We start from the raw sequence: 12,201 nt of genomic DNA on the forward strand, positions 1-12,201 counted from the left end.
AAAGGGGAGGCTTTAAACCAAAATTTTTCGGTAAAACGTTATAATTAGTATTTGTACTTCATATACTTAGAATCCAAAGAGTAAAAATTAAATGCCTTACAGCGATTTCACATTACCCAAAATTCAACAAGAATTTTCCTTAAAAATCCAAGAAAAAGTCGATTTTTTTGCTAATACTTCCGAAGTTCAACCAAGCGAATTTTTAAAACAAACATTACAAAATAACTTACCATTAGCTTTAGCAATTAATACAGAAAAAGCCCGTTCAGAAATGATTATTGCCCCGATTTTAATAGAATTAAGAAAAATTATGAATAATCAAGTTAGCCTCTTTTCCGGAACAGAATTTAACGTTGATACCACCAGAGGATTAAACGGTACTTGTGACTTTCTTATTAGTCTCGCTCCAGAACAACTATTTATAAAATCTCCAGTTTTTGCCATTGTCGAAGCCAAAAAAGAAAACTTAAACGCTGGATTAGGGCAATGTCTGGCAGAAATGATTGCCGGACAAATATTTAATCAACAACAAGGTAATCAAATTTCTACCATTTACGGGGTTGTCACCACAGGAAATATTTGGAAATTCTTACAATTAGAAAACACAGAAGTTCACATCGATCTAACAGAATATGTTGTTAATAACTTAGAGAAAATTTTAGGAATTTTATCCCTAGGAATTAATAGATATCTCCAGAAAGGAGGGAACAGGAAACAGGGAACAGGGAACCCACCCCTAACTCCTCCAAGGAGGGGAATAATTGATGATTTTATAGATAAGAATTGATTCTATTTTTGATTTTTTGGAGATGTCTAATAGTAATTTACCTTAATAACTTCCTGATAACTGATAACAGATAACTGATAACTGATGAATGAACCTCGTGCTGGATATACTCTACCTGTATTTGCTTGTGCTGCTGCTGTAGCTGCTCTCCATTGGATACGTCAAGATATCTCGTCTTTGTCTACCGTATCAATTAATTTACTAGAACCACCAAAAATTGTCGATATTCCTATTGAAGAAATAGCCTTACTAAAAAATAATACTGCCTTAGCTATTACTCGCTCCGACCCTGGTAATAATCTCGACCTAACTCGCAATACTCCTATTTGGGCAATGGTAGAATTGGCCACAGTTTCTCCAACTGACACTTCAGAAAAAATTGTAATTATAGGTGGAGCAGGAATTGGACATAATATTCATTCTGGGGAAACAGCTATATATAGTTATGCGCGACGACTACTGCAAGAAAATCTTCAACCTCTGCTCAACCAAAATGAACAAATTAAAATCACTATTATATTACCAGAGGGACGTCAATTAGCAACTCGGACTTCTAATTCTGCTTTTGGTATAGTTGAAGGTCTTTCTTTGTTAGGCACTACCGGGGTTTCTCAACCTTTGAGTGTACCTGGGCAACTTGAAGCTTACCAGGAGGAACTACAACAAAAGGCAGTGCAGTTTAATAGTTTGGTGTTTTGTGTAGGGGAAAATGGTTTAGATATAGCCAGGAAAATGGGTATAGCCCCACAGCAGACCGTCAAAACAGCTAACTGGTTAGGCCCAATGTTAGTTGCTGCTGCTATTGCCGGAGTAGAATCTATCTTATTATTAGGCTATCATGGCAAATTAATTAAATTGGCTGGGGGAATTTTTCATACTCACCACCATCTAGCTGACGGACGATTAGAAATTTTGACTGCTCACTGTGCAAATATAGGTTTGCCCACTTCTGTGCTACAAGAAGTTTTTGCTTGTACTACTGCTGAAACTGCTTTGAAACTGCTGCGGAACTTAGATATAAATGACAAAAAGGACTGGGTGGGTAGGGTGTATGGGGCGATCGCCTCTAAAATTGACCAACGTTGCCAAGCTTATATTTTTAATCATAGCCAAAAGCAGGTCCAATTAGGTTCGATGTTATTTGACCGCGATCGACAAATTTTCCTCAAAACTGAAGTTGCGGATACAGTTTTTTCCAAAATTTGTTATTCTATTAAGAATACCTTGAAAACTAAACTGTAGAAAATTGAAACAGTCTAATTCAAGTTAGGAGTCGTGTAAGAATAACCATTACAGTTTTTTTGATGGAAGCTAGATTTCACAATCTATTTCAGATAAAATTTGTAGAACTTATTTTGACATGATGCCTTAGCTTGATTAAGCAGTAATGACTGTACGACTCAAATCACTATTTTCTCGACTCAAATAGAATTACTTGAGCTATTTAGTTGTCAGGTATGGAGCTACAAAGAGCGAATATACAAGCTTTTGTAGAAACACATAAAAATTTTCTTTACACTTCATTGTGTCAACAGAAAAATTTTTCTCACAACTACTTATAAGCTTGGCCAATAACTCAGAAAGTAATTGCTACTATAGCAATCAAAACAGAGGGCGCGGACATTTCTAAATTATCAAACTTAGTCATAGATTATTTTTGACTTTTGCCTCTGTTGGTCCCCATTCCCTCTCTTGGTCGATTGGATATGGCGAGGGAACCTCGCCATCCCTCGACCGCTTGCTGTCTTGCGCACCCCGCTGGATCTGACCGCTTGCGTCTGTCGTACCCCGTGGGGTCGCACCGCTTTTGACTTTTGCCTTGCGCGTAGCGCTATAACTGCTACTAACTGAGGAAAATTAAGCTCACAAGTCTAATATAATAACATATTAACCGTGACTCTAACAACACAAACACAAAAAATTTCAGATTCTCCCACTCAGTTTAACCGTCAAATGATCGTGATTCTGGACTTTGGTTCTCAATATTCAGAACTAATTGCCCGCCGAATTCGCGAAACTCAAGTATATTCAGAAGTTATTTCCTATCGTACAACTGCTGAAAAATTGGCAGCTCTTAATCCCAGGGGAATCATTCTTTCTGGGGGGCCTAATTCTGTTTACGATGAAGGGGCACCTCATTGCAATCCCGAAATTTGGAATCTGGGAATACCGATTTTAGGTGTGTGCTACGGTATGCAGTTAATGGTACAACAACTAGGTGGAGAAGTCAAACGCGCTGAACTTGCTGAATATGGTAAAGCATCTCTATCAATAGACAATCCTACAGATTTACTGACTAATGTAGAAGAAGGCACAATTATGTGGATGAGTCATGGAGATTCTGTGACGAAAATGCCTTCTGGTTTTGAAGTATTAGCTCATACGGATAATACTCCTTGTGCAGCGATCGCCGATCATGAGAAAAAGCTCTACGGTACTCAGTTTCACCCAGAGGTAGTTCACTCTATTGGTGGTCAAGCTTTGATTCGGAATTTTGTCTACCACATCTGCAAGTGCGAACCAACTTGGACGACAGCAGCTTTTGTGGAAGAAGCAATTCGAGAAATTAGAGCTAAAGTAGGGGATAAACGAGTATTATTAGCACTGTCTGGAGGAGTTGATTCTTCAACTTTAGCGTTTTTGCTCCATAAGGCGATAGGCGATCAAGTAACTTGTATGTTTATCGACCAAGGGTTTATGCGGAAGTATGAACCTGAAAATTTGGTACAAATATTTCACGAATCTTTTCATATACCGGTTGAATATGTGAATGCTCGCGAGCGCTTCTTAGGTAAACTCAAAGAAGTCACCGACCCAGAACAAAAACGCAAATTAATCGGTCATGAGTTTATCCAAGTATTTGAAGAAGAGTCAAAACGTTTAGGACCTTTTGATTATCTTGCTCAAGGTACTCTTTATCCAGATGTGATTGAATCTGCTAACACTAATGTTGACCCCAAGACTGGGGAGCGAGTAGCGGTTAAAATTAAGAGTCATCATAATGTTGGAGGTTTGCCGAAAGATTTGAGATTTAAGTTAGTCGAACCTCTGCGCAAACTTTTTAAGGATGAAGTCAGAAAAGTTGCACGTTCCATTGGTTTACCAGAAGAAATTGTACGACGACATCCTTTTCCTGGTCCAGGATTAGCAATTCGGATTTTAGGGGAAGTTACAGATAAACGGTTGAAAATTTTGCGGGATGCTGATTTTGTTGTGCGGGATGAAATTAAACAGCAAGGAATGTATCACGATTTTTGGCAAGCGTTTGCCGTGTTGTTGCCTATTCGCAGTGTTGGGGTAATGGGAGACAAACGTACTTATGCTTACCCTATTGTTTTACGGTTTGTTTCTAGTGAAGATGGGATGACTGCTGACTGGTCTCGCGTACCTTACGATTTGTTGGAAAGTATTTCTAACCGCATTGTGAATGAGGTTAAGGGAGTTAACCGAGTGGTCTATGATATTACTTCTAAGCCTCCTGGTACTATTGAGTGGGAGTGATATTCTACTGTAGGTTGGGTTACGCTGTCGCTTAACCCAACACAACCAGAGTTAACTTTTGCTTTCAAGTTATCTTCATCAAACCAACCTTGCAACTTCGGGGATGTTGGGTTTCGGACCTCAACCCAACCTAAAACTATATCAAATATCGGCATTGCTGAATTGAATTAGAAAGTAAGTTTATCGGTAATAGGGAACAGGGAACAGTCAGTATTAACAAGTAGTTCAAACAATCCCAAATTATCAAATCATACCGTGTTTCAGCAACGCCCAAATATCTATCTTCTATCTATCTTCGGGTTAAAGCCCTACTACAAACAACTTCTGAATTCTGACTTCGGAAGTGCCAGGTATTGTTGAGAGAAAAATTGATACCACGCAAAACAACGCTCTTGTTGAAAACGAGGTACAGAAATTTTGAATCGAATGTTGAACCCGCAGATATTAACACAAAACCCGCCCCTACACTTGGCAACATTTTTGCATCATATTTTTCAAGATATAGCAAATTTAATCTATCACAAGCGGGCAATATGCCTGCATTAGAGAAATTAATCTCTATTTTTTGCAAATTTTTCCCACAAAATATAAATTTGTCTAGACTAAACTTTTGATTACACTCCTCAAATAACTTCAATATTAGTGAATCTTAAATAATTGATGTTTTAGCTTTTAACTTAACCTTAATCTTTGTGGAAAATTCTGTGGAAAACTATATTTTTACTGTGGAAAACTTTACTTTTTCAACAACCAAGAATTTTGTTATTAAAAATTTTAGCCTAAATAATTGACAAATATTTTCATATATGATATAGCATCAGTTTGCTTTGGAGTGTTATAAGAAACCGGGTTTATAGAAGGTAAATTTATTATGTGGGATATTTAATACAAACCTGGTTTCTCTACTTTTTTATATCGATACTACCGGATTTCAGGTACGGTATTTTTTCTCTTCCCTATTCCCTACTCCCTACTCCCTATTCCCTCAGAATAAGAAATATGTTCTGACTTATAAGCAGGAGGTTCAACATGAATCATAATTCTAGCAGGATAAAACCTTTTTTGTAGACGCGCTTCTACCTCTTCAGTAATTTGATGAGCAGTTTCTACATCATCACCATTAACAATGAGGTGCATTTCAATAAACACTTGACGACCTATAACTCCGCGAGAAGCAATATCGTGACAGTTAACTACTCCTGGAACTTCCATCGCGATCGCATGAATAGCTTCTGGTGCGACTGCCATATAGTCTACCAACCAAGGCAAATTTTCTTTTAAAACTTCCCAAGCACTCCGAAACACTAAAAGAGCGACGGGAAAAGCTAACACCACATCTAACCAAGGGAAAATAGGTAAATTCCAAATATTTCCTTGCCAAATACCAATTAATCCAGCTATAACAATTACTGTCACCCAGATATCGCTCATGGTGTGGTGAGAGTCGGCAATTAAAATACTACTACCAATTTTTTTCCCTACCCGACGTTCATAAAATGCCACAAAAATATTAATTCCTAGCACAATTAATAATATCCACAGCGCAGATGGGGAAATATCAATTTCTTGAGTACCTCCGACTATTCTTTCTATCGCTCCACTCAAAATTTCAAAACAAGCAATACCCAAGAATGCAGCAATACCTAAAGCACCAATAGCATCAAATTTTTGGTGTCCGTAGGGATATTCGCGGTCTGGTTTGGGGGAAGCAAGATGATTTGTGACTAATCCTAAAATGTTATTAGCACTGTCTGTAACACTGTGTAAAGCATCTGCAAATAAGCTCAGGGAACCTGTCCAAAATGCTATTGTTGCTTTGATGAACATTACTAATAAATTGAGTAGTAAAGTGATTATTAATACTTTGCGGACTTGTTTACGGTTATCGGTAGACATGGTGAGCAATTGATAATTGATAATTCATAATGGATAATGGATAATGGATAATTTGGGTTGGCTCAAAAAAGAATTGAATTAGTAGTAAACTGTTTCAACTAAAATGATGCAATAGGAAATTGGTTTGAGATTGCTTCACTATCGTTCGCAATGAAAATTCTAAGGCACTATTTAAGATGAAACAGTCTACTACTGGACTTCTAATAAATAGCCTAGCTATTCGTAGCAAACATTTATCAATTTGGTATAAGATAAATGTATCATGGGCTAAACCTACTACAAACAAAAACTTTCAAGTTTTAAAGAGATAATTATTAATTATTAATTATTAATTGTTAATTATTAACCTAGCTTGAACAAAAGTTTTGTTCAAAGTTCTGACTAATCTTTGAGCTTGATGTTTATAAAGTGATTTTGGTAATATTCCTGGCAAATTATTCATTAATTCTCTAGCGGTAAGCATACTGCATCCAGCAATACCAACAATTTCATTTGCTCCTTGAAATATAGCATATTCTGATGGTGCAGATTCAATCATAACTTGACAAGTAGGTTCCTTTATTTCACCATTTTCAATTCGTTTTAAACCATTAATTGTTGCCAGTAAAATTAGGCGATCGTCTACTGCAAGTCTAATATCATCTGAGGGTATTAATTTTGATTCATTTGGTGGTTTTTGATATAAGATTGGTACTACTCCATAACCATAAGCTATTTCTGCTAAAATTAATCCATTTAAAGTATCTCCTGTTTCAATATTATATTCAGTTACTAATACTGTTTGATGGTCTATTCTAAATAAACTTAATATATTTTCTCCAAATGCTGCTCCGGCAAAAGCTTCTGCGACAACGGCAGAAGTACAAATAAAAGCAGAATAGGGTAAAAGTTTGGCTAAATTATTACTAAAACGTTGTTCAGAAGTGCGAATTACTAAACGAATATTGGGATTAACAGAATAACCCATTAATGCTACTTCTAGGTTTAACATTTCATCATTTGTAACGGCAATAATTCCTTTGGCGGTGGCTAAATTTACTTTTTCTAGAGATTTGATTATATTACCTGTAACTAGAGGAATTTTCGGTGTAATATCTGATTCAGTTACTGTACTACTAATTGCAACTAGCTTCTGTTTAAATCTTTGTAATAAAGTAGCAACTCGTTGACCAACTCTTCCTAAACCAACAATTACAACATGGTCTTGAGTAGGGATAGGATTTCTTCTAGTAAACTTAAATTTTGTACTTAATAATCTTTCTGTAATTAAACCATTTAGCAGAGCTACAGAAATAATTCCTACTAATGTTGTGATTAAACTCAAAAATTGCAGCCACCAAGGAAAATCTTCCTCTAGTTTAATGCCACCAAAAATATCTCCAAATCCACCAAGTAGTAAAACTGCTGTTCCATAAAAAGCTTCTCTTAAGGTTGCCTCTGGATAGTAAAACCATAATAATAATGTGTCACTAACTAATAAAGTTAATAAAGTCAAACCACTAGAAAAAACTAGATTACGAATCGGATTTTCCTGAATCCAATTCCAGTAGTTAATAATTAAATTCTTGATTTTACGAGGATTTAATTGCAAAAATGACCGTAATATTTGCCAAAAAATGAACTGCTTGATATGCAAATTATCTGAATGCTTTCTAGCCAAAAATTCCGGCTGTTCAAGATAAATTATTTTGTCGTTAGCTTGAATTAATTTATCTGTATCCCAGTCATAAAAATCTGATGATAATTCAGTCTTATTATTGGCATAACTGATGACTTTCCGATGACGATTGTTGAGTTGATAAATAGGACGGTCACACCAGGATTCAGCTAAATTTATTTGGCGTTTTATTATTGTTATTTGCTGTTTTTCTAGGTAAAAAAAACCAATAATTTCTTCTTCTAAAGCAGCAACAGCAAAAGCTGGTGCAGGTAGTTCTGTTGGTTCAAATGCTACATAGTTTCCTAGTTGTTCGCCTAATAATTGATTGAGATTTTCTTTGGCAGACCTAACTACAAGACGAATTTGAAAATTAAGTAATCTTGCTGCTAGAGCGATGGCTAAATTTACCTTTTCATTACTTGTGACAATAAGTATGGCTCGACACTGTTGAACTTCAGCTTCTGTTAATATATTAGGTTCTCTTGCATCTCCAATAATTAACTTATTTAACTGTGAAAATAAATCTGAAACTTCCGAATATTGAGGTTGTATAAGGTCGATGGCATTAACAATTACACCAAACTGTTTTAATGTTGTTACACAATGTTGTCCTAAACTACCTAACCCACATACTAAAAACCGATCTATTGATGGTTGAAGTAAAGTATCAGTTGTTGGGTTTATATTGTTATATTGATGGTCAGGGGTAGATGAGAACATTGGTTTTCCTAATGATTCAGATCCTGTCTAAGAGTATTAGTAGTCTACATTAACATACTCCTAGAGCTGAATAATTACTGATGATTAGATACTTAATATAATCTTAAAGAAGCCGTTAGCACTCAGCAATCAGGAATGATTTATGAGATATTGTAAGAACAATTAATATCGATTTATATTCTGATATCAAATCCGGTTAATTCGGTATAAAAAAATGTTCCATCTTCGCGTCATTGCCAAATCTTTCTAAATTCTCTTCCCTCTTAACTCCTGACTCCTGACTCCTTATCTAATATCTAATTACACCAATGCTACCGGATTTGATATGACTCCTGACTCCTAATTACCACTAAAATCTTGCAACTGAAATATGATTGCTATATTACTTTCAGCTATTGTAGATTAGACATCTCCGAAAAAGATATATATTTTTTGCGGCTAGTAGGAAACAGGGAACAGGGAACACTTAACTGGGAATATATTTTCACGAAAAAGATACGAAAAATGATTTCGGAGAGTGAATTTTACAACTCTAGCTTGTCTTAAATAAAGAGCAAGTTTATTTTCTGGAGAGGTCTATTGAATATAGATATAAACTTTAAGAAAGCTGCTAAATGCATAGGCAAAATTGATTACTATTATTTATTCCCTGTGATTTTTACAATATAAACTTTTCAGCCTTAGAGTATGTGTGATTAATTTTGCAATTTTCTCAAGCTAATGAGTTATGCTTGTATTTTTCTTACCGAAAAATTGTGCTCTAAAGCCTCCCCTTGGATAGGGGATAAAAAGCGGTCGTTTGCGGAGCATGGAGTAGGATGGGATGGCGAGGTTTCCCGAAGAATGCAGAGCCGCTCCGAAGTGCGCTATATCCAATCTCCCCTCGATCAAAGAAAATATTCCTTATGTCAAGCCTCCTTATTCCATAGGTACTGTTAATTGATAACTGTTAACTGATAACTGTTAACTGAAATGACCTGTTGACAATAAATTACCGATCTAATTATTTCTCTAAAATTCTCTCAAATCATATTTTTTAGTCGTTTTTTTGACGATGAATGCAACTTTAACAATTCTCAAGTTCGGATATTTTGTAGCTATATTAATTTTACCTACCAGCTACAAATAATCAAAATTTTCAACTTAACTAATAGGGATTTTCAACAAATTATTTTTCTCGCATAAGCAATTTTGTATTATACCGAAACAGAAGATATGCTAGAAATTTTTTCGGGTTATCTTGACCAAACAATATGTATTGCTAAATATCTTTGTTCTGAACTTAAAATCAATGAAGCCATTAATATTTAGTAATGCTGATTTATCAAGAAATTTTAGATTCTGACTTTTGTTTCTGGGTTAACCAACGCCACCTAAGAAAAGCAATAACTTCTTCTGGCAACAAAATCAGATGAGGTTCGTTAGATATTGAAAGTAACCAGTTTTCTTCCTGTTGATGTAGTTTCCATTGCGGTTTTACAGGGTGGGATATAATTTGCCAATAACCAAGTAAGTCATGGTTACAAAAAAATCCAAATTTTTTGGCCTGATTTATGATTAAATCTGTCATTATGAGTAGCTCCTATAATTCTTTAAGTTTATTTTTTTGGCGTAATAATCCACGATTTACCTAGTTAGTGAATATATCAATTATCCTATAACCTTAACTTTTATTTAGTCAAGTTTTAATTTTTTTTACTTTGCTACAGTGAAAATTTGTCTATACAAATAATCTTGATTCCCATTTCAATATTGTGACTATGTGATAAGTTGGCGATCGTTTTTTTTGATACTAAGAAAAAGTCTTAAATTGGTAATTAATAAAAAATTTGCACTTTGTTGGTTAGGTTGACCTTAAGGAAACCAAACAACAATAGACCTCTTGCAAAAGTTTTAACTAAATAAATTCAAGATATAAAATTAACAATTTTATCTCCCTATTCCCTATTCCCTGACTTCTGCGAGAAGTCTAATAGACATCTCCATAAATTTATGATTAGTCTTTCTTCAAACTTTTGTAGGGAGGTTTTATGGAACCTTCCTACATTATTTTTGACCAGATATCTAATAGATATCTGTTGAGTTGCACTACCGCTTTTTTCCTAGGTCATACTTTTACGCAGCAAAACCCAACCTAAACTATTACTTTCACCAGTTGTAAAAAATTCAATTCCGACTCCTGACTCCTTTCTAATGATGATGGTGGTGGTGGTGGTCGTGGTGATGATGATGATGGTCGTGAGAATGTCCATGCTCATCATTGTGACTATGACTATGAGTTGACTTTGCTTGTGCTACTGCTAAAGAAGGATTAACAGCTAAAGCATTTTCACTCAATAATTCCTCAATATAAAGGTTAGCCCACTCCGCAGCCATCTGCAAAAATTCTGGGCGGTCATTTACACAAGGCATTTGACGATAAGTTACTTCTGGATGTTTCCGACGCAAAGCTTCAATAATATGCTCTACATCTAATAATGTTTCGTGGTTTTCTGTGGCAAAACCAATAGGCATAAATATAATAGATGTTGCACCTAATTCTATGAGGTTTTTTGCTGCAGTTTTAGCATCTGGTTGAGTCCATTCAATGAGTGGAGTATCGTGGTTTAACCAACCTACAGAAATTAAAGGAAAACGATTTATTAAACGTTCCCGCACTGACTCATAAAGTGCTTGACTTTCATCAATTCCAGAAGTAAAACCTTTGGCTTTGTGGGGGCAACCATGATTTGTTAAAACAATGCCTATTTGAGATGGTAAATGAGCAATTGCTAAGTCATTAACAATTTGTTCTTCTACCATTTTTGCCATTAAGTCAATATAATCAGGTTCGTTATAAAAGGAAGGAATATAACGTTGACCTTTGACCCAATGTTCGGTTTTATCTGCTAATTTTACTAATGCTTTATTAACTTGTTCGACGGCTATTCCACTGGTAAAAATTGAGTCAACTACTAGCAAAGGATATATCAATAATTTATCAAATCCTTCAGATTTAATTTGTGTTAATACTTGTTCTGGTAAGTGGGGAGCGCAAAAGTTAAAAGCTTTGAAAACTTTGATACGGTCGCCCCATTTGACTTGGAGATTTTTTTCAATTCCTGCTCTTTGACTTTCAAAAATAGCATTATGAGGAGAGATGAAGTTACCATGTTGATGACTCCATTCATGTAAGTCAAAAATAGCTAATAATTTTGCTAAAGGAGGATATATCCAGGTAGGAACAGGTGCAAATTTAGCAGTAAGTAAGTTTAATGCTTGTTCGTTATAATTAGCAAAATCTTCATAACTTTCTACTTCGCCATATCCCATTAATAATACTGCTACTCTGTCTTGATTGGGAGATGCAGAATTTGTTGGGTTTTGAATTTTTTCTGGAGTTGTAACCACGCGCGCGCTCCTCTAGTTATGTTTATTAATTAACTCAATTAAAGAAAATGAGTAGTTTCACTCTGGTGTTAGTTTAACACTCCCCACCGGGGGGATGGGTACTAAAATAGTTGAGATTATATAAAGCTTTTAAAAGTCAAAAGTCAAAAGTCATCTCTGGATAGTCCAGTAGTGGACTGACACAGCTAAAACTATAGAGCAATATAAAAATTCATTTTCTGAAGCGCACGCCGGATGTGGATGGTTA

Annotated in this window: 9 protein-coding genes; 4 read left to right on the top strand and 5 right to left on the bottom strand. The window is 35.4% G+C overall.

Annotation, left to right across the window (positions count from 1 at the left end; genetic code table 11):
* Window positions 1–91 precede the first annotated feature (91 nt).
* The 3 genes from ACP6PM_RS27155 (at window position 92) to guaA (ending at window position 4,288) form a co-directional block, all read left to right on the top strand.
* The gene (locus tag ACP6PM_RS27155) at window positions 92–787 is read left to right on the top strand and encodes a hypothetical protein (protein WP_426590016.1); all 696 of its coding nucleotides are present in this window, start codon (window positions 92–94) and stop codon (window positions 785–787) included.
* 84 nt (window positions 788–871) lie between these two features.
* Window positions 872–2,029 carry a cobalt-precorrin-5B (C(1))-methyltransferase CbiD gene (gene cbiD / locus ACP6PM_RS27160; protein WP_426590017.1) on the top strand — a complete coding sequence of 386 codons (1,158 nt, stop codon included), beginning with the start codon at window positions 872–874 and terminating at the stop codon, window positions 2,027–2,029.
* 711 nt (window positions 2,030–2,740) lie between these two features.
* On the top strand, window positions 2,741–4,288 hold the full coding sequence (gene guaA, locus ACP6PM_RS27165; RefSeq protein ID WP_426590023.1) for a glutamine-hydrolyzing GMP synthase: 1,548 nt from the start codon (window positions 2,741–2,743) through the stop codon (window positions 4,286–4,288).
* Here the strand turns inward: guaA and ACP6PM_RS27170 are convergent.
* The 3 genes from ACP6PM_RS27170 to ACP6PM_RS27180 all read right to left on the bottom strand — a co-directional run bounded on the left by ACP6PM_RS27170 (window position 4,243) and on the right by ACP6PM_RS27180 (window position 8,564).
* Window positions 4,243–4,443, bottom strand: coding sequence for a hypothetical protein (locus ACP6PM_RS27170; RefSeq protein ID WP_426590018.1), 201 nt, complete (start codon window positions 4,441–4,443; stop codon window positions 4,243–4,245). The genes guaA and ACP6PM_RS27170 overlap by 46 nt on opposite strands.
* 808 nt (window positions 4,444–5,251) lie before the next feature.
* Window positions 5,252–6,184 carry a CDF family zinc efflux transporter Cdf31 gene (cdf31, locus tag ACP6PM_RS27175; protein WP_426590019.1) on the bottom strand — a complete coding sequence of 311 codons (933 nt, stop codon included), beginning with the start codon at window positions 6,182–6,184 and terminating at the stop codon, window positions 5,252–5,254.
* 328 nt (window positions 6,185–6,512) lie between these two features.
* Complete coding sequence (locus tag ACP6PM_RS27180; protein ID WP_426590020.1) at window positions 6,513–8,564, bottom strand: NAD-binding protein; 2,052 nt, start codon at window positions 8,562–8,564, stop codon at window positions 6,513–6,515.
* A gap of 1,101 nt (window positions 8,565–9,665) precedes the next feature.
* On the opposite strand from ACP6PM_RS27180, the gene ACP6PM_RS27185 reads away from it, so the two are divergent.
* Window positions 9,666–9,749, top strand: coding sequence for a hypothetical protein (locus ACP6PM_RS27185; RefSeq protein WP_426590024.1), 84 nt, complete (start codon window positions 9,666–9,668; stop codon window positions 9,747–9,749).
* A gap of 139 nt (window positions 9,750–9,888) precedes the next feature.
* Here ACP6PM_RS27185 and ACP6PM_RS27190 read toward each other — a convergent pair whose 3' ends face one another.
* Both ACP6PM_RS27190 and ACP6PM_RS27195 read right to left on the bottom strand, forming a co-directional pair.
* The gene (locus ACP6PM_RS27190; RefSeq protein ID WP_426590021.1) at window positions 9,889–10,134 is read right to left on the bottom strand and encodes a hypothetical protein; all 246 of its coding nucleotides are present in this window, start codon (window positions 10,132–10,134) and stop codon (window positions 9,889–9,891) included.
* Between the two features lie 620 nt (window positions 10,135–10,754).
* Window positions 10,755–11,954, bottom strand: coding sequence for a ferrochelatase (locus ACP6PM_RS27195; RefSeq protein ID WP_426590022.1), 1,200 nt, complete (start codon window positions 11,952–11,954; stop codon window positions 10,755–10,757).
* Window positions 11,955–12,201: the final 247 nt, after the last annotated feature.

Source organism: Dapis brunnea BLCC-M229 (assembly GCF_050015995.1).
Classification (GTDB): domain Bacteria; phylum Cyanobacteriota; class Cyanobacteriia; order Cyanobacteriales; family Microcoleaceae; genus Trichodesmium.